Source organism: Spirosoma agri, assembly GCF_010747415.1.
GTDB lineage: Bacteria > Bacteroidota > Bacteroidia > Cytophagales > Spirosomataceae > Spirosoma > Spirosoma agri.
The window spans coordinates 812,008-830,972 of sequence record NZ_JAAGNZ010000001.1 but is presented as its reverse complement, the minus strand read 5'-3'; the positions used below and the strand labels follow the sequence as shown (position 1 = coordinate 830,972).

Here is an 18,965-nt window from a genome sequence, read left to right as displayed (position 1 = left end):
AGGGGGCGAGGCACTGTCTCGTCTCTTTTCTTTCCGACAATCTTTGTTCAGCCAATTCAATTTCCTTTCGGTACACGTATGCGTCAATTACCCCTGTTCATTAGCTTTTTGCTTATCACTGGTCTGAGTCTCGGTCAGTCGAAAACGAAGTCAGACAACTGGATCCAACTATTCAATGGAAAAGACCTCAACGACTGGTCGGTCAAGATAACGGGTCATCCGCTCAACGATAATTACGGCAATACGTTTCGGGTCGAGGATGGCAAGCTCACCGTACGCTACGATCAGTACAAAGCCTTCGATGAGCAGTATGGTCACATTTTTTACAAGAAACCGTTTTCGGCTTACCTGCTGGTTGTTGAGTATCGCTTTGTGGGCGATCAGGTAAAAGGTGGACCCGGCTGGGCAATCCGAAACAGCGGGGCGATGTTACACGGGCAGGCACCCGAAACGATGGGACTGAAGCAGGACTTCCCGATTTCGCTCGAAATGCAATTGCTGGGTGGTGATGGCCAGCACGAACGGCATACGGCCAATCTGTGCACGCCCGGTACGAACGTCGTTCTGAACAACAAGCTATTCACGGACCACTGCATCGACTCCAATTCTAAAACCTACGCTGGCGATCAGTGGGTTCATGCCGAAGCGCTGGTGCTGGGCGACTCGCTGGTGAAACACATCGTTGAAGGTGACACAGTACTGACCTATGCAAAGCCGCAGATTGGTGGAGGAAACGTCATTCATAACGATCCGGCTCAGAAGCAAGATGGCCGCCTACTGGGTGCAGGCTACATCTCGCTGCAAAGCGAAAGTCATCCGGTTGAATTCCGCAAAGTAGCCCTGTTCGACTTGTCTCCTTACCTGCACAAACCGAAACAACTGGCGGCTGTGCTGCGGCAGTTGCAGACCAGAAAATAAGGGATGCGTCTATGAATCGATTTTGTTTATTCCTCGCTTTACCGCTGTTGACGAGCATTGCCAGCGCAGGGCAATCTGTTCAGTCAACCAACCCGCCTACGTCTTCAACAACCAAATCGGACACGGTATGGCGACTGGTCTGGTCGGATGAATTTACGACCGACGGTGCACCGAGCGCCAAAAACTGGACGTTCGAAAAGGGGTTTGTCCGTAACCATGAAACCCAGTGGTATCAGCCCCAGAATGCCCGGTGCGAAAAGGGTATGCTCATCATTGAAGGCCGAAAGGAGCAACGACCCAATCCAACCTACCAGGCCAACAGTACGGATTGGAAAACCAGCCGCCCCACGATCGAGTATACAGCTGCCAGCCTAAATACGCAGGGGCTGCACAGCTGGCAATACGGTCGTTTTGAGATGCGGGGCCGTATTGACATCCGCCCCGGTTTATGGCCTGCATTCTGGACCCTAGGTGTAGCGGGCGAATGGCCTGCCAACGGCGAAATCGATATTATGGAATATTATCGGGATATGCTGCTGGCCAATGTAGCCTGGGCAACACCGAAACGGTACACGGCTGAATGGCGAAGTACCAAGAAGCCCATGAACTCCTTCAACGATCCGAATTGGTCGAGCAAATTTCACGTCTGGCGCATGGATTGGGATAAAACAGCCATCCGCCTGTACGTCGATGGGCAATTGCTGAACGCGGTTGAGTTGTCGGAAACCGTCAATCAGGATGGATCGGGCAAGAATCCCTTTCACCAGCCGCATTACCTGTTGCTCAATCTGGCTATCGGCGGAAATAATGGGGGCGATCCGTCAGCTACTACCTTCCCCAGCCGCTTCGAGGTCGATTACGTGCGGGTTTATCAGCAATGAGCAGCCGGAAGTAAGCTTCTTTCAAAATCGACAGTATCATTGGCGGTAATCAGCGTTGACAAACGTGTTCAAAAACGATAAATCCGTCTTGTTCAGGAAGACAACAAAATAAGGGTACACTACGCATCATTTCGTTAAACACCCATAGCGGTCAGAGAAGCTATCTCAGTTTCTTTGACCGCTATGGGCGTTTAGAGAGACCAGTACATCTAATCTGCCCAACGTAGAAGGCGTTCCATCGAGCGGCTGCCAACGCCTTCGTTCCGTTCTTTTTTACATACCCGACAGTCGCCAGCACCTACGGAAACAGCCTGTAGAATAGCGACGGCATTCGTTTGGAGTGCGGAACGGCTAAATCACTGACAACTAAGTGTTGTCAGCCTAATATACCCCCTCTTTTTGGCGAAAATCCCCCCCATCCATCTGAGGTTAGCCTTCTATTTTTGTACTATTCAAATATTTGATTTGCCTATTATCTGCTCACTGGCAAGTAAATCGCCAAATAACCTATAAACTTAATAGACACCTTATGATGATTAAATGGCTACTGGTTTGTGGAGCCTTGCTTCCCGCCGGGGGAGTATTGGCCCAGCAGGTTACCAGCAATAGCAGTCCGCTATATGCTTCACTTCAATCAACTGATTCCGGGCCTCGCCCATTGGAGGCAGCCGTCATTACCGTTACCGGAAAGGTTACCGACGAAAAAGGAGACGCCTTACCGGGCGCGACGGTCTCGCTGAAAGGGGCAACGGTTGGTGCCAATACCGACGCCCAGGGCGGGTTTACGGTACGCATTCCGGATGGGACAATCAATCCGATACTCGTTTTTTCGTTTATCGGCTATATATCCCAGGAAGTAGCGATTGGTAACCAGACGGTCGTCAACGTACAGCTCAAAGGCGATGCCAAGTCACTGAATGAAGTGGTCGTAGTTGGGTATGGTACGCAGAAACGATCAGACATTACAGGGTCTGTCGCGTCGGTTCCAAAATCTCGCCTATCGCAACTACCCGTCACGAACGTGTTGCAGGCGATTCAAGGTTCGGTAGCCGGTGTCAACATCAGCCAATCGTCGTCGGTGCCGGGTGCCACGCCCTCTACTACCATCCGGGGTCAGAACTCCATCAATGCAAACTCAGGTCCATACGTTGTCGTTGATGGAATTCCGCTCAGTAAAACCGGCGGATCATTAGGCGACATCAATCCGAACGACATTGAATCGATGGAAGTACTTAAGGATGCCTCAGCAGTGGCAATCTACGGTACGAACGGCGCGAACGGAGTTATCCTGATCACGACCAAACGCGGAACGACGGGCAAACCAACGATTCGCTACAACAATTACGTGGGTATTGAAAACTTCGCTCGTATTCTCAAACCTCGTAACGGTGCTGAATACGTTCAGAAGTACGCCGACTACATGGCCCAAACCGGACAGAAATTAGTGACCCCAGTGCCGAACTACGACGAGCTAGCTAACTACAACGCCGGCATCACCACCGACTGGATCAAAGAAGCAACCCAAACCGGCGTCTTGCAGGACCACAACCTGAGCATTTCGGGGGGAACAAATAACGTCCGTTATTTCATTTCGGGCGAGTTTCTGGATCAGAAGGGCGTTATCAAAGGCTATCAATACAAACGAGCCAGTTTCCGGTCCAACCTGGACGTAACCCTGACCGATTATCTGACGGTAGGCACATCACTCTTTCTTGCCAACAGCAACCGCGATGGCGGCCGGGCCAACATGCTGAACGCGTCGGCCATGAGTCCCTATGGGCAGGAATACAACGCCGATGGGACCTACAAAATATACCCGATGTTCCCGGAACAGTTGTATACAAACCCCATGATTGGGCTGACGACGGATCGGGTTGACCGCAACACCAACCTGAACGGAAACGGGTACATTGAGATGAAACTACCGGGTGCGTTGAACGGGCTGAAATACCGGATGAACATCGGCTATTCCTACATACCTGCCCGGACGGCCAGCTATACAGGTCGGGCGGCCAACGATCTGCTCGGAACGGCCAATACCTTCTTCTCGGAGACCAATAGCTTTACGCTCGAAAACATCCTGTCGTATACCCACGATTTTGGGAAAAGTCACTTCGACTTTACGGGTTTGTACAGTGCTCAACAACGTAAGTATGCAACGGCTACCGGCTCTGCAACAGGGTTTGTCAACGACCAGTTATCGTTCAATAACCTGGGTGCTGGCGCTACGCAATCCAGTAATTCCTACGCCGATCGCTACGGGCTAAATTCGCAGATGGGCCGGATCAATTACTCCTACGACAGCCGCTACCTGTTTACCGTAACCGCCCGGCGCGATGGTTCGTCGGTGTTCGGGGCCAATACCACTAAGTATGGTTTGTTTCCTTCGGCGGCCATTGGCTGGAATATCAGCAACGAAGCCTTCATGAAGAACGCGAACCTGATCAGCAACCTGAAACTGCGCTTTTCGTATGGTAAGTCCGGCAACGAAGCGATTAGCGTCTATCGCACGATCACGACCGACAATACGGTTCGTTCGCCTTTCAACGGCGTTAGTACCATCGGCGCGCAACCCGGCAATCTGGGTAACGCCAACCTACAGTGGGAATCGACACTCAGCCGAAACATCGGTTTGGATTTCGGTTTCTTGAACAACCGGATCAACGGTAGCCTGGACCTATACAAAAACAACACAAAGGGCTTGCTACTGCTGCGGAGTCTGCCGATTCTGACGGGCTATTCGAGCGTGTATGACAACCTGGGTGAAACATCCAACACCGGTATCGAGCTGACGCTGAACACCCGCAACGTAACGAAAGGCGACTTCAAATGGGAAAGTACCGTTGTGTTTGCCTCTAACCGCAACCGTATTCTGGACCTCTACGGTGATAAAAAAGATGACCTGGGTAACCGTTGGTTTATCGGACAACCGATCAGCGTTGTGTACGATTACAAGCTGGCGGGTGTGTGGCAGAGTGGCGAAAGTGCCGCAGCTCAGGACCCCGGTGCTGTAGCGGGTGATCTGAAGTTCGCGGACCTGAACGGTGACGGAAAAATTACGCCGGATGGGGATCGGATGATTCTGGGTCAGCTCGCACCGAAATGGACGGGTGGCCTGACGAACACATTCCACTACAAAAACCTGCACCTGAACGTGTTTATCCAGACGGTTCAGGGCATCACCCGCAACAATGCCGACCTGACCTACGCCGATGAAACCGGCAAACGCAATACGCCGATTGAGGTGGGCTACTGGACCGCAGATAACAAGAGCGATACGCGCCCATCGCTGGCGTACAAAAACCCGCGGGGCTACGGCTATGCGTCAGACGCGAGCTACACACGCATCAAGGACGTAACGCTGAGTTACGTGTTCGACCAGAAATTACTGGACAAACTGCGCCTGGGCAGTCTGACGGTCTATGCCAGTGGTCGTAACCTGTACACGTTTACTAACTGGATTGGCTGGGACCCAGAGGCTGTGCAGCAACCCCGCGGAACACAAGGCAATAGCAGCGATCCAAACACAAGCTGGACGAATAACTATCCAGTAACCCGCTCATTTGTTCTCGGTCTGAACATATCCCTCCGCTAGTCGGTCGGTTCTAAAATTAGCTAAACATGAAAGCATACATAAAATTACTGGCTCTTTCGGCTGTTGTTCTGGCGTCGTCCTGCAAGCAGACGTTTCTGGATGAGAAGCCCTATTCGTCCTACACACCCGTTACCCTGAACGACTCCCTGGGGTTTGAAGCGTCGCTGGTTGGCTTATATAACCACACCAGTACCTATTTTTCCTGGTCTGATCAGCAGGGCTGGCCCAGTGTCTGGCAGGTAGGAACCGATGTGGCCAATGCGACGACCAACCAGCAGGGAATCGAAATTCCTTACTATAACTATGCGCTCTTGACGCCTACCGATGGCGCTGCCGCTCGCACTTGGAACCGCAATTACGTGATGATCAACCTTACCAATACGATCATCAATGGCATTGAAGCACCTACGCTGACGGCCATCAGCAAAAGTGGTAAGGACAAGATCGATGCCGAAGCCAAGTTCTTCCGGGCCTATGCGTACAACAACCTGGCGACCTGCTTCGGTGGTGTTCCTATTTTGACCCAGGCGCTCACCGGTCCGAAAACGGATTTCGTACGGGCAACGCTGGATGAGGTCAACAAATTGGTCGTCGACGATCTGACGTTTGCCGTCGCCAATCTGCCGGATATCGAGAGCGTTAAGACGAACTCGAAAGGGAAACTCTACGGACGGGCCAATAAATTCATGGCCATGCAGTTACTGGCGGAAGCCTACCTTCGGATGGATAAACCCGATCTGGCCGAAGCGCAACTGCAAAGCATCATCAGCAGTGGACGCTTCAAGCTCATCAAAAGCCGCTACGGTATCCGAGCGGGTGAAGCGGGCGATTATTACCACGATATGTTCATCTACGGCAACCAGCGCCGGGTGCAGGGTAATACCGAAGCCATTTGGGTACTGGAACAGGAAAATCCGAATACTGTAGTGGGCGGCATTACCGATAACCCACAACAACGGCGGGTGTGGGGTGCGGCCTATCACAACGTACAGGGCATGGCGTTGTCCGATTCAACGGGTGGTCGGGCCCTGGGCCGGTTACGGCTTAGCAACTGGGTCATCTACGGTCTGTATAAGCAGGGTGACATTCGTAATTCGCAGTATAATATCCGCCGACGGTATGTCTACAACGATCCAAGTAAACCGACTACCTATGGTAAACCGGTCCCTTATACAGGTACGGATACGCTGCTGAACATTGCTCCCCACACCACGAAATGGTATCAGTTCGACCCGAACGATACGTTTGGTTACGCTATGGTCAAGGATTTCATTCTAATGCGGCTGGGCGAAACCTACCTGCTGCTAGCCGAAGCGCAGTTCAAACAAGGAAAGCTGGAGGCTGCGGCTACCAGCATCAACGCCCTGCGTGAACGGTCGTTCTCGGGCTACCCATCGGTCGGTAAAGTGACTTCAGCGGACATAACGCTCGACTTCGTTCTGGACGAACGGGTTCGTGAGCTGATTGGTGAAGAAAACCGTCGGATGACGCTGATGCGGACCAAAACGCTGGTAGACCGTGCCACCCGTCTCAACTCGAACAGCGCTGTCAATAAAGTAGTCGGTCTGACCACTACGCACCTGCTGATGCCTATTCCGCTGAACGAAATCCAGCTCAACAAAGACGCGGTGCTGACTCAGAATCCAGGCTATTGATGCGAGTTGCGTGGGTGGCAACCCGCGTAGTCGAAGACTAAAATACACGACCAATCTAGTCTTTAACTACGCGGGTTGCCACCCGCGCTACAGTTTTTTACTTACCTTTCTTATTCAACTGGTTTCCCGATGAAATGCATTCCGTTTACGATGCTGGTGCTTACGCTAAGCGCCAGTTCGTTTTTTAGTCAGGCTCAGGAAAAGACTACACAGCCGAAGCAGCAGTCATTTAAACCCGGCCAGATCTGGTACGACGACAAAGGTGAGGTGATCAATGCCCACGGCGGAGGGTTACTCTTTGATAAAGGCACATACTACTGGTTCGGGGAGAAACGCGGATCGTCTGCATCCGAAGGCGTCAATGTCTATTCGTCGAAAGACCTCTATACCTGGAAAAACGAAGGACTGGCACTGGCGAAATCGAATGACCCGACGAGCGAGATTGCCACCAATGGCCTCATGGAACGTCCCAAGGTCATTTACAATCCGAAGACGAAGCAGTACGTGATGTGGTTTCACCTTGAGTTGCCCGGCCAGGGATACAAAGCCGCCCGCGCCGGTGTCGCGGTCAGCGATAAAGTGACCGGCCCGTTCAAATACGTAAAGAGCTTTCGGCCCAACGGCCATATGTCCCGTGACATGACGCTTTTCGTCGACGACGATGGCTCGGCCTACCACATTTATTCAGCTCGCGAGAATTACGATCTACGGCTGGTGAAACTAACCGACGATTACCTGTCGGCCACAACGCAGGACACGTTGCTTTTCAGTAATCACCGGGAAGCGCCCGCTCTGTTTAGAAAAGATAACAAGTATTACCTGATCACCAGCGGCTGCACGGGCTGGGCTCCCAATCAGGCCAGTCTACACGTTGCCCAGTCGCTCTTCGGCCCCTGGAAACTGGTCGGCGACCCCATGCAAGGACCTTTGGCGGACAAGACATACGGGGGTCAGTCAACGTACATTCAACCCGTACAGGGCAAACGGAATGCGTTCATTTTTATGGCCGACAAGTGGAACCCTAAAGACCTGAAAGACAGTCGCTACTTGTGGTTACCGGTAACATTCGAGAACCAGCAGCCCGTAGTCGAATGGCAGGACGAGTGGAATTTAACGCGCTGGAAGGCGCAGGAGTAAGATACCAAGCGACGGAGTCGTACGACTATTCACTGGTCTTCTTGCGGTTGCTACACACGCACAAAAAATTTGGCGTAGCGACGATTTACGACTTGATCGTAGCGTAGATTTACACTATCAGGCGTTGCCCTTTCATGACGTTGCGGGAGGTTCGATACGCCGTATCTTTGAGATACGGCGTATCGAACCTCCCGCAACGTCATGCCATCACTACAAACCAAATTTCACTAAGGAAGCTTCATGCGCTATTGTTTCTTTTGGGTGCTGCTCTCGATCAGTCTGGTGGCTTCAGCTCAGTTACCAAAACCACCTGCGTCTCTGCGAACCGACTTACTACTGCATACCGATAAGGTGTGGAGTAATGGTTTTCTGACGAACCTCACCCTCGAAGCAGCTGACTCATCCGGCTTTTCCGGACAATTGGCGCTGATCCGTAGCACCAGGCCCTCCTTTAGCTGGGCACTTTCCAACACGGGCGGAACAAGCCGACAGACAGCTTACCGATTGATTGTATCCTCGTCCCGGAAACATAGCCAGGCGGATCAGGGCGACGTATGGGACTCCGGAAAAGTGATGAGCAGCCAAAGCGTGGGCGTTCTACTACCCACTGGTCGTCAGCTGGATACCAATCGAATTTATTTCTGGCGCGTTAACGTCTGGAATGACAAAAACGTTGAAAGTGGGTTTTCCCAACCGAAAGCATTCCGCACAGCCCCCCAGTTGGCTACTTACGAAACACCCTTTTACCCCGTCGTTAAAACGGAGGAAGTACCCGTTTCACAACGGGCCGTCGACGAGAAACGGGTCATTTATGATTTTGGGAAAGATGCCTTTGCGCAGGTGTTCGTAACGGTGAATTGCTCCACCGAACAGGACACGCTCATCCTGCATGTCGGCGAAGCCATTACAGCCGATGGGCACGTAAATCCCAAACCGACTGGCGTACTTCGGTATCGTCGGATTCCGGTTTTGCTGCAACAGGGTAGGCACCGGTACGCGATTCAATTTAAACCTGATAAGCGCAATACCGGCCCCAAGGCCATTCGAATGCCCGATTACATTGGCGAAGTACTCCCCTTCCGCTACGTTGAGCTGGAACTACCCGCTTCGATCAGTCACGTTGAACAGGTTGTTCGTCAGGTGGTTGCCTATCCATTTGCGGAAACGGCATCAGCATTCACCAGTTCAGATACACTGCTGAACCAGATCTGGGACCTTTGCAAACACACCATCAAAGCAACCACGTTCAGCGGTTTCTACGTCGATGGTGACCGGGAACGGATTCCCTACGAGGCTGATGCTCTGATCAATCAGCTTTCGCACTACGCTACCGATGCCGAATATACCATTGCCAAGCGATCCCTGAACTACTTGATTTATCATGCCACTTGGCCCACAGAATGGTCGTTGCAGAACGTGCTGATTGCCTGGTACGACTACCTGAACTCCGGCGATTCGCGCACGGCAGAAGCCCTGTATCCTGAACTTAAAGCTAAGCTCCTGCTTTCTCTGGCTCGTCCGGATGGGCTGATCAGTACGCGCACGGGGCTTCAAACGGCTGCGTTCAAGCAGTCGATTCACTACGACACGTTCGATGGCCGACCCATCATCCAGGATATTGTCGACTGGCCGCAGCAGGGCATACTGGGACTTGGGAAGAAAGAAGTGGGCGAAACCGATGGCTTTGTTTTCCGGGATTACAACGCCGTTGTCAATGCCTTCCACTACCAGGCGCTGACCTGCATGGCGCAACTGGCAAATCAGCTGGGGAAAACGGATGAGGCTGCTTTTTTTACCAATCGGGCAATCCAAGTCAGAAAGGCTTACCAAGCCACCTTTGTCGACACCAGGATGGGACTAATCCGCGATGGCGAAGGTACGGACCACGCATCGCTTCATGCCAACATGATGGCGCTGGCGTTTGGGCTGGTGCCGGCTAAGTACCAGCCAAGCGTGTTGACGCATATCCGGTCGCGCGGGATGGCATGCAGCGTCTACGGCTCGCAATTTTTGCTGGATGCGCTCTACAATGCCAACGAAAGTGCTTATGCGCTATCATTGCTTACCTCAACCGACGAACGTAGCTGGTACAACATGCTCCGAACCGGTTCTACCATGACGACCGAAGCCTGGGATACCCGCTACAAACCCAATCAGGACTGGAACCACGCCTGGGGGGCGGCTCCTGCCAACATCATTGTCCGGAAACTAATGGGTGTCGAAGCGTTGACCCCTGCTTTCGAAACCGTTCAGATAAAACCCCAGCCCGACACCCTCCGGCAGGCGTCCCTGAAACTGCCAACCCTTCGGGGACCCATCCATGTTTCGTTCGACAATACGCCGACCAGTTTCCGTCTGCGTGCTACGCTGCCCGCCAACATGACCGGTGTCGTGTACCTACCCCGTAGGTCCGCAAAAAGCCAGGTTCAGCAGAACGGTAAACGTATCAGGGCTGTTGCAGAAGGAAATTTCTGGAAGATCACCGCCGTTAGCGCGGGTTCGTACGAATGGGAAGTCCGCTAGTTGATTTCTCTTAAGTATACGTTTTCGCGGTTGCGGTCTTGTCCCTGAAGAGTTATTTCAACCACCCACCAACGGCATTTCTTACACATTAAAGTTCCAAACTGCCCACCTGGCAACATAACTGATTGTCGTTCAATGGAATACCACGTAGGTAAATCGCAGAGTAATGACGAAACGATAAAGATGGGTATTGATGGTTTTCTGGAAACGACATTCAACTGCTCGCTGGCGGGTTCTTAACTGGAAAGAAAAAGCGACAGCAGCGGTTTTCGGGGCGTAGGTCGTCTTATTGATAAGGTGGAGGACAGATCGGTCACTAAAACGATGAGCTACGACTCATCGATTGATCCGGAAAGAAATGGCTATAACCAACAGCACAAGACAGACACAATTGTTACAGCAAATGACTCTTCTAAACTAAACACAAATTAGGCTGTTGAACGCCACATCACACCAAAATAAGTTGCTAGTTGGCTTGATTAGCCTCTCAACGGACATAGCTGTCAGTGTCGGGTATAACATCACTAGCTGATAATATACTCGATACCAACTCTTTTCATCTGCCAAGCGCCTTACCGCATTAATAAGCGTTTTGTAAGGACTCTTCAGGTTCTTCGGTCTGGTCCATTTCTTCAAGGACGGCCTTTGCAAAAGAAGTTTTGTCGGATTTCCGATAGCGTTCTTTGACTAAAGCGCCGGAAGGTGCCTTGAAATCCTGACTAACTCGCTGACAAGCAGCCCACAAGAGAGGATTCAGTTTAATTTTGTGGTGTCGAATTGGTGTATCAGCACCAAACCAGAGCCTGATTACATTTCCTATTGTTGCTTTCATTACAGTACCCATACGCTACTTATCAGTAGAACGAAGGCAAATGTTTAATTATTCTACTATCTTTTTGGATATTAATACAAATTTAATTTAAAGTATAAGCGCCTTAGACACATATATACAATTGTGTTTACGGTATACACCCAAATAAATTATCGAAAAGAAGCGTTTATAGAGCGACTTTTTACTGCGTGATCTCCTAGCAATTGGCGCCGAATTTCTCCCCAGCGACGACGCGAAACTGGAACTGCCTTGCCAATAGTCAGATCGATTTGGTAACTACCATCAACTATGCCAATTTTTTCGATAAACCGGCGATTGATCACACAATTGCGGTGAATACGCACGAACCAATCGGCTGGTAACTGGTCATGATGGTACTTCAGCGTCTTTGTTGTCAAAAGCTCCTGACCATTTTTCAGATACACCCGGCAATAATTGAGTTCAGCTTCCAGAACGGTTATATCAGCGACCGAAACCAATTGTCTGCTCTCATTCCGGACGGTTAGGCGGATAGGAAGCCAGGCAAGCAATTCGGCAGGAACGACGGTTGTCTGTTCAAAAAAGAAAGTCATTAAACGGTTGTTTGCTGCTCTTCTACGTACGAGTTTGACAACCTGATTAGATTCCTGACGTCAAATTAATATTCTATTATGTTAGTAGGCTTATTGTGAGCATAGTAGTAAAAGTAGCCATTCATAGTCGACTAATCCTTAACCAATTAAGCCTGATAATCAATAAAATACGAAAGTAAGTAAACTCAGTAACCGTTCCGGACCGAATAATCAATTTTTCGTATCATTAAATGCCTATTTTTTAATTTACAATATATAGTTACATTGCATATGGATTTCTCTACCACTTTATCCAATTCATTAAATATAATGCCCGATTTCTCCCGACCGTTAATTTACGCTGTAGATGACGATGAAGACGACAGATACCTCCTACAGCGAATTTTTTCTGAACACTTCAAAGAATGCACACTACGATTATTCGATAATGGCTCAAATCTACTCACTCATTTAACGCATCAACTGGACGGGCGTCTGCCAGATTTGATCATTCTGGATCTGGAAATGCCGGTCTTCAACGGCATTGAACTACTGCGCTTTCTGAAGGAAAACGAAGCCTTTCGTGGTATTCCCGTTTCCATTCTCTCGGCTATGCATCATAAGCAGCACATCGAGCGCTGTTATGAACTAGGAACTACGAGTTACGTGAGCAAAGAGCAGAGCTACGTACAACTGGTTTCCAGCATACAGCACTTGCAACACCATTGGTCAGAGAATCAGGCACTTAAAATTAAGTCTCGAGTACTTTGCCCGGATATGAAAAAGCTAATTGACAGTACGGCTCTTTCGCTCAATTAACGGGTCGATTCGTTCGCAACTAAGTAGTTTTTCTTATATTGCGTCAAAATCACTGACGTATAGGACTTACTATCCCATGGCCGAACGCTCGCAACCACTACAAGATGACGATTCAGGTAGTGAAGAAGACTTCTACCGGATGCTGGAAGAGTACACACAACAAGTTCGGCAGCGATACCGTATTCCTATACGCCTGAACCTGCCTCGCACCTCGGGCAAGAAGGCAGGTAAACGCTACGTTGAAACCAAGTAGCCTTTACCCATACTTTCTTCAGCATAGTTGTACTGTGGGTACAGCTAGTATTTGTGGACAAAGACCAGCTCCAGTTTTTGTCCCAACTCTATTAGTTACGTTCCGTTAGCTCAAGCACAACGCTCGTCCGCTGTGTATCGACGTTGGGATTGAACCCAATGGTCATCAAGTAATTGCCCGAATAAACGGCGGCATCGCTGCTAATCGTCGACTTGGTACCCGGATATAGATTCAGCTCCCGAATGGAGTAATTCTTGGCCGGATCGAGCCCTTTCAGACGAACAGGTGCGGTACTGCCGGCCTTGTACCGATTTTTTGTCAGGTACGAAAACCAGACAGCCCGGTCTTTAGCGTCGCTTACGTACATCAGTGACGCCATATCAGTTGCGTACGGCGATGCCAGCCGGAACAGATCTCCCTGCCACACAACATTTTTGATTTGTTCATACGTCTTCAGCGCCTGCTGACTGAATGCTAATTCGTTCGCATCGAGCTTGCTGACAACAATATCGTACCCAACTTTTCCCATCATGGCAACGTCGGTGCGGAACTTGATCGGTTGCTTACCCCAGTCCGTCACGTGGTTGCACGTAGCTATTGACGGAAAGAAGTACGAATAGTTCCACTGAATGAACACCCGCTCCAGCCCGTCGGTGTTGTCGCTCGGCCAGAACTCGGTGAAATACCGCAAGGCACCGTAGTCGACGCGACCACCGCCCCCCGAACAAAGCATCATAGGTAAGGTCGGGTATTTGGTCCTCAATCGTTCCATTACCTTGTACAGCCCCTGCACGTATTCCACGTAAAGATGCGACGGGTTGGGGTTGGTTGCCGAAAACGCGTTATAAATGACGGCATTACAGTCCCATTTGATGTAGCCAAGGGTTGGGTTCTTCGTCATTACATCATCGACAACACTGTAGACAAATTCCTGAACTTTCGGGTTGGTCAGGTCGAGTACCAGTTGGTTTCTAAAATAATACTCCTGCCGGTTGGGCAGTTTCAGCACCCAATCGGAATGTTTTTCGTAGAGTTCACTTTTGGGATTGACCATTTCCGGTTCCAGCCAGATACCGAACTTAATACCCGCACTTTCGGCTCCTTTCACCAGATGACCTAACCCATGGGGCAGCTTTTTGACATTCTCCTGCCAGTCGCCCAGACCAGCGCGGTCGCTGTTGCGCGGGTATTTATTGCCAAACCAGCCATCGTCGAGCAAAAACAGATCGACGCCCAGCTTTTTTCCATCGGTAAACAGAGCCGTCAGTTTTTCCTCGTTGAAGTCAAAATAAGTCGCTTCCCAGTTGTTGAGCAGCGTCAGCCGGTTACCCTGCCCCTGCGGAATCCGGAACTTACGCGCCCAGCGATGCAAATTCCGGCTGGCCGTTCCTTTCCCCGAAGTTGAGTACGTAAATAGAAAAGCAGGGGTAGTGAATTCCTTGCCCGGTGTCAGCGTGTATGCCGAAGCGTATGGATTAATCCCGGCCATAAGCCGCAGATTATGAAGCGGATCGACTTCAAACGCAAGCTGGTAGTTTCCCGACCAGGCCAGCGTTCCTGCCAAAACCGCGCCCTTATCTTCCTCGGCGGGCTGATTTAGGGCAACCATGAACGAAGGGGGTTGAAATAAATCAGCGCGTGTTCCCAACTTGGTATCCAGCACCTTCAACCCTTCCGAAAGCAACTCCTCCGTCGGATTCATTTCGTTTGCCCAGTCCCCATGAAAATGGGTCAGGTAGTAATTCTCGGCTGGTATGTACAAGTTGGCCGATGCGTATTTGTGCAGTACAACGTTTTTCTTCTCCGTATGCCGGATGGTAGACCACTGCTCGATAACATCTTCGTTTTGATACGCTTTGTAATAGAGCGTTACCTCAAACGGATACTGCGGATCTTTCAGGTAAATCGTTGTTAGCACAACCCCGTCACCATCGGGTTTACGTTCGTGCCGAACGTAGCGTAAATCCAGCGACGGATTGCCATCGGCGTGGGTCACCTGGATAGCGGGTTCCAGCAAATTGCGTCCTCCGGCGGGGGTATATACGGAGTTGTAAAGACCGGTATAATCTTCTCCGCGCTTCCCATTTTCCGGAATCTTCCCGTATTCATCGGGGCGGATGAGTCGCTGACCCAGATGCACAATCGTCGGGTTCTGGTCTTTGTCAATCCGGATAACCAGGGCGGTATTTCGGGTTTCTATTTCAATATGCTTGTCATCGGGTGCGCTCCAGGCCATTGACAGGGTGAGCAATAACAAGGACAGCGCGAAAAGTACAGGTCGAAACATGGATGTTTGTTTACCGGGTAAAAGCGAGTAGACGCTGGATGTCAGACCAAAGACAGTTCGTCCGTTGTCCAGTATCCAGCGTCTAACAGCTGATGCCCAAATGGTTAAAAACGATTAAACTTGAGAATAGGCAGTTGGTTCGAGGAAAATCCGGATAATGTTCGATACCGTATTGGCGTACTCGGGAGCCTGCGAAACGCGTTTCCAGTCAGGATCAGCCCCAAACTGCTTCCAGTTCGCATCGCGTTCGGCCATATCCTTGAACGTCAGCATGTAGGTCAGGCAGGGCATGTGCTCGCCCGCTACGACTTCGCCAAAAAATACGGAGTGCAAGCCCGTGTTGTTAAAGATCTTGATCTCATCGACGTTAAACATTTTCACCTTCCGCCGGACAGCATCTTCGTTGTACCCTTCGTAGGTTCTCAACTCAAAAATTCGAGGCTCTTTGGCTGGTACGGCCAGTTGCGGTAATCCGTCGAAGGCACTCATCAACGAGGTCGTGTACCGGGCGAACGGGGCTTTTTCGGGTGTCAGGCTCACGTAGGACTGGCTGGCCTGCCCAAATGCCTGATCGCTGGCCAGCTTACTGGCAGCCGTCGTATACGCATCCCAGGATGGGTAGGGTATCAGAACATGCAGCTTGGCCGGGTCTGACTTTCCCATCTCCCGAAACACGCCTACGTTTTTCGCGCCCTGCCTGTTCAACGCCGGAATCAGCGCGTCTTTCAAGTAATTCTCGATGCTCGACTGCGGGGAACCGTATTTCGGTTCATACGTCCGCCATTCGTAAACGGCTTTCTGCGCATCGGGCTTACTCGGTTCAGAAGTCGCCAGTGCCGGGACCGCCAGCAAGGAGGAGGCCACAAAATTTCTTCGTTTCATTGAGGTAGGTTTCCGGCCCACACTACGGAGCCAGACTAGCGCTCCCCTTCTGTTTTTTTGAGAAGAGGAGCTGGATGTACATAAACTTAATTTTCCTTACACACTGACCTTGGCCAGATTCCGGTAGCTGATCGCAATGGATTCCAGCGGAGGGCGTTTGCAAATGTCCTGCTCCACAAAGTAATGGGTTAGTCCCGCCGTTTTCTTCGCGTCGAAAATGCGCTGAAAATTGATCGAGCCTTCTCCTACTTCCGAGAACTCGCGCTTTTCGGTTTTGGCCATATCTTTTACGTGCCAAAGCGGGAAACGGCCCGGATGTTTCTTGAACAGCGCAACCGGGTCCTGTCCGGCGTACGAAGCCCAGTACAGGTCCAGTTCCATTTTCACCAGTTTGGGGTCCGTTCCGCTCAGAATCATGTCGTACGGAAGCTTACCGTCCATCTCTTTAAATTCGAAATCGTGGTTGTGGTACGCAAACTGAATGCCAGCGGCTTTGCACGTTTCCGCCGATTTGTTGAACAGATCGATGTGCCGTTTGTAATCATCCATCTTGCGCTCGTCCGGGAACAAATAAGCGCAAACCATGTATTTCTGACCAAGCGTAGCCGCATCGTCAACCGCCCGTTTCCAGTCGTTTGTCAGCGTGCCTTTCATATTGGGCATGGTATTGCCGGTCGTGTAGTGACCGCTGGGGGCTTTGAGGCCCAGACTTTTCAGCAGCGCGGCAAATTCGGTGGGTGTTTTTCCGAAGAACTTCCCGTCGGAATAACCAAACATCTCAACTTCTTTATAGCCAATCTCCGCCACTTTTTTCAGGGTACCTTCGAGATCTTTCGGGAGCAGGTCACGGAGCGTATATAACTGTAAGCCAAGGTTTTTATTGGCAGGGCTGGCAAATACGTCAAGGTTGGGGATCAGGACGGCAGCCATCGCCAGCGCACTGGTTTTAAGAAAATCGGTACGCGATAGTTTCTGCGTGTTCATAGGAATGTAAATTGATTTTACGACTACATCAATAAGAGACAGACATGCGTTGCCTACTCTTTACTTCGTTACCGCTGGTACTGGATCGGTCGTATCGGAATTGCTGATGAACGCCACCTGCTTACTATCCGGCGACCACGAGGGTGTATTGATCGTGCCCTGTCCACCGTAAATATAGGCGATCACTTTGGCTGGACCAGTACCCGAAACAGGTAATAACCGCAAATATACGTGCTTATAAAACGGGTGATCGTCGGGTGAGACATCCTTGTTGAAGGATAGAATCGTCATCCATTTACCATCCGGCGAAATGTGGGGGAACCAGTTGTTGTACGCATCGTTGGTAAGCTGCACCTGGTCGCTGCCATCGGGTTTCATCCGCCAGATCTGCATGGTGCCGCTCCGGGTCGAGTTAAAATAAATGTAGTTGCCATCCGGCGAATACTCCGATCCATCGTCCAGTCCCTTTGCCGTTGTAAGCCTTGTTTCCGGTCCGCCGTCCGATGAAATCTTGTAGATGTCGAACTCGTCGTTCCGCTGGCCGGTATAAATCAGCGACTTCCCATCGGGCGACCAGCCATGCAGGTACGAATGACCAACGGGCGTGATACGCTTGGGCTTTCCGCCACCAACCGGCATCGTGTACACCATCGATTTATTGCCCTCCTCTTTCACCTGATGGCTGATACCCAGTTGTTTCCCATCAAACGACAGCACATGGTCGTTATTATTATTGATGGCAAAATCGGAATTAATGACCGTTGGTTTTTTCTTGGCCAGATCGAACCGATACAGCTTCCCGTTGCTGTTGTAGATCAGGGCTTTGTTGTTGGGGAGCCAGTTGGGAGCCTGAATCGATACGGGGGAGTGGTAGATCGTTTTCCGATGACCCGTAGCCACATCCATTACCTCCAGATCGCTACCGATGTATTCGCGGTAGGGCACAAAATTATCGCGGGCGGGCACGATGATCCGGACGTTATGAAAGAGCGCTTTCTCGGAAACAGCCGGATTATGCGAGCAGACGAAAAGGCCCACATACACCTCATCACCCAGATTCAAATCCGTCACCTGCTCGGTCGTGAATAGCTCCCCGTTTCGCGCCACGGACATGGTATACGTGTTACCCTTGCGCGCCAACTGGACCACATCCGCGGCCGTCAGTGTCGATTTTAATTCTTCCGTCGTAGCTGCTTTTGTCCGCCGGAATTGTAGTGATGTCAAGCCGTCGCCGTGGACCACCGCGTTGATATGGGCCGAATTTGAATCGAGCGTCGAACGAACCATCCAGCCCAGTTTACGGTGCGGATCGACTCCTTTTCCCAACAGTTGCCCATTGGTCTGAAGGATAAAATCACCTTTCATGCGCTTCCAGACGAAATGAAATTCATCGTGATCGAACCAGATGTTCGTTCCGGAGCCTTCGATCGTGTATTCCTGCTTGGCAGGGTCGTAAGTAGCCGAGCCGGGACGCTTCACGTTGCCCACGTCAGCTTGTCCATCGAACTGCCCGATCATTGGGGAGCGTTGCGCCAAAAGAGGTAGTGACGCAGTAAGTATGCTGACCAGCAGTACGCCGGTGCAGACCGTTTTAAGAATCATAGGGTTCTGTTTGCTAGAAAACAAACTACCCTTCTTTTCCTACTGT

14 protein-coding genes are annotated in these 18,965 nt (G+C 50.9%); 8 read left to right on the top strand and 6 right to left on the bottom strand.

The features are described from left to right. Window positions 1–78 precede the first annotated feature (78 nt). The 6 genes from GK091_RS03500 to GK091_RS03475 all read left to right on the top strand — a co-directional run bounded on the left by GK091_RS03500 (window position 79) and on the right by GK091_RS03475 (window position 10,709). Entirely contained in the window at window positions 79–918 is an 840-nt protein-coding gene (locus GK091_RS03500) for a 3-keto-disaccharide hydrolase (RefSeq protein ID WP_164035228.1), read from the top strand. 11 nt (window positions 919–929) lie between these two features. Continuing rightward, on the top strand, window positions 930–1,799 hold the full coding sequence (locus GK091_RS03495) for a glycoside hydrolase family 16 protein (RefSeq protein ID WP_164035227.1): 870 nt from the start codon (window positions 930–932) through the stop codon (window positions 1,797–1,799). A gap of 529 nt (window positions 1,800–2,328) precedes the next feature. Beyond that, entirely contained in the window at window positions 2,329–5,394 is a 3,066-nt protein-coding gene (locus GK091_RS03490; RefSeq protein WP_164035226.1) for a SusC/RagA family TonB-linked outer membrane protein, read from the top strand. Between the two features lie 26 nt (window positions 5,395–5,420). Beyond that, complete coding sequence (locus tag GK091_RS03485) at window positions 5,421–7,049, top strand: RagB/SusD family nutrient uptake outer membrane protein (protein ID WP_164035225.1); 1,629 nt, start codon at window positions 5,421–5,423, stop codon at window positions 7,047–7,049. Window positions 7,050–7,178: 129 nt separating this feature from the next. Further along, the gene (locus tag GK091_RS03480; protein WP_164035224.1) at window positions 7,179–8,186 is read left to right on the top strand and encodes a glycoside hydrolase family 43 protein; all 1,008 of its coding nucleotides are present in this window, start codon (window positions 7,179–7,181) and stop codon (window positions 8,184–8,186) included. 240 nt (window positions 8,187–8,426) lie between these two features. After that, a complete protein-coding gene (locus GK091_RS03475; RefSeq protein WP_164035223.1) occupies window positions 8,427–10,709 on the top strand; it encodes an alpha-L-rhamnosidase-related protein in 2,283 nt (760 codons plus the stop codon). Window positions 10,710–11,289: 580 nt separating this feature from the next. Here the strand turns inward: GK091_RS03475 and GK091_RS03470 are convergent. Next, window positions 11,290–11,541, bottom strand: a complete 252-nt coding sequence (locus GK091_RS03470) for a hypothetical protein (RefSeq protein WP_246202134.1) — start codon at window positions 11,539–11,541, stop codon at window positions 11,290–11,292. Window positions 11,542–11,690: 149 nt separating this feature from the next. Beyond that, window positions 11,691–12,113 carry a LytR/AlgR family response regulator transcription factor gene (locus GK091_RS03465; RefSeq protein ID WP_164035221.1) on the bottom strand — a complete coding sequence of 141 codons (423 nt, stop codon included), beginning with the start codon at window positions 12,111–12,113 and terminating at the stop codon, window positions 11,691–11,693. A gap of 309 nt (window positions 12,114–12,422) precedes the next feature. On the opposite strand from GK091_RS03465, the gene GK091_RS03460 reads away from it, so the two are divergent. Continuing rightward, on the top strand, window positions 12,423–12,911 hold the full coding sequence (locus GK091_RS03460; protein ID WP_164035220.1) for a response regulator: 489 nt from the start codon (window positions 12,423–12,425) through the stop codon (window positions 12,909–12,911). 76 nt (window positions 12,912–12,987) lie between these two features. Continuing rightward, window positions 12,988–13,164, top strand: a complete 177-nt coding sequence (locus GK091_RS03455) for a hypothetical protein (protein WP_164035219.1) — start codon at window positions 12,988–12,990, stop codon at window positions 13,162–13,164. A 91-nt stretch (window positions 13,165–13,255) separates the two neighbouring features. On the opposite strand, the gene GK091_RS03450 is transcribed toward GK091_RS03455, so the two are convergent. From GK091_RS03450 to GK091_RS03435, 4 genes are all read right to left on the bottom strand, one after another. Next, window positions 13,256–15,451 (bottom strand): alpha-galactosidase, encoded by a 2,196-nt coding sequence (locus GK091_RS03450; RefSeq protein ID WP_164035218.1) that lies wholly within the window; start codon window positions 15,449–15,451, stop codon window positions 13,256–13,258. Window positions 15,452–15,565: 114 nt separating this feature from the next. Beyond that, window positions 15,566–16,333 carry an NIPSNAP family protein gene (locus GK091_RS03445; protein ID WP_164035217.1) on the bottom strand — a complete coding sequence of 256 codons (768 nt, stop codon included), beginning with the start codon at window positions 16,331–16,333 and terminating at the stop codon, window positions 15,566–15,568. Window positions 16,334–16,429: 96 nt separating this feature from the next. Then, window positions 16,430–17,317 carry a sugar phosphate isomerase/epimerase family protein gene (locus GK091_RS03440; RefSeq protein ID WP_164035216.1) on the bottom strand — a complete coding sequence of 296 codons (888 nt, stop codon included), beginning with the start codon at window positions 17,315–17,317 and terminating at the stop codon, window positions 16,430–16,432. Window positions 17,318–17,377: 60 nt separating this feature from the next. Then, a complete protein-coding gene (locus tag GK091_RS03435; RefSeq protein ID WP_164035215.1) occupies window positions 17,378–18,919 on the bottom strand; it encodes a TolB family protein in 1,542 nt (513 codons plus the stop codon). Window positions 18,920–18,965: the final 46 nt, after the last annotated feature.

Coding starts and splice junctions, on each gene's coding strand:
- GK091_RS03460 (WP_164035220.1), top strand. CDS start 12,423: ATGCCCGATTTCTCCCGACCGTTAATTTACGCTGTAGATGACGATGAA.
- GK091_RS03485 (WP_164035225.1), top strand. CDS start 5,421: ATGAAAGCATACATAAAATTACTGGCTCTTTCGGCTGTTGTTCTGGCG.
- GK091_RS03465 (WP_164035221.1), bottom strand. CDS start 12,113: ATGACTTTCTTTTTTGAACAGACAACCGTCGTTCCTGCCGAATTGCTT.
- GK091_RS03445 (WP_164035217.1), bottom strand. CDS start 16,333: ATGAAACGAAGAAATTTTGTGGCCTCCTCCTTGCTGGCGGTCCCGGCA.
- GK091_RS03440 (WP_164035216.1), bottom strand. CDS start 17,317: ATGAACACGCAGAAACTATCGCGTACCGATTTTCTTAAAACCAGTGCG.
- GK091_RS03495 (WP_164035227.1), top strand. CDS start 930: ATGAATCGATTTTGTTTATTCCTCGCTTTACCGCTGTTGACGAGCATT.
- GK091_RS03490 (WP_164035226.1), top strand. CDS start 2,329: ATGATGATTAAATGGCTACTGGTTTGTGGAGCCTTGCTTCCCGCCGGG.
- GK091_RS03470 (WP_246202134.1), bottom strand. CDS start 11,541: ATGAAAGCAACAATAGGAAATGTAATCAGGCTCTGGTTTGGTGCTGAT.
- GK091_RS03480 (WP_164035224.1), top strand. CDS start 7,179: ATGAAATGCATTCCGTTTACGATGCTGGTGCTTACGCTAAGCGCCAGT.
- GK091_RS03455 (WP_164035219.1), top strand. CDS start 12,988: ATGGCCGAACGCTCGCAACCACTACAAGATGACGATTCAGGTAGTGAA.
- GK091_RS03475 (WP_164035223.1), top strand. CDS start 8,427: ATGCGCTATTGTTTCTTTTGGGTGCTGCTCTCGATCAGTCTGGTGGCT.
- GK091_RS03450 (WP_164035218.1), bottom strand. CDS start 15,451: ATGTTTCGACCTGTACTTTTCGCGCTGTCCTTGTTATTGCTCACCCTG.
- GK091_RS03435 (WP_164035215.1), bottom strand. CDS start 18,919: ATGATTCTTAAAACGGTCTGCACCGGCGTACTGCTGGTCAGCATACTT.
- GK091_RS03500 (WP_164035228.1), top strand. CDS start 79: ATGCGTCAATTACCCCTGTTCATTAGCTTTTTGCTTATCACTGGTCTG.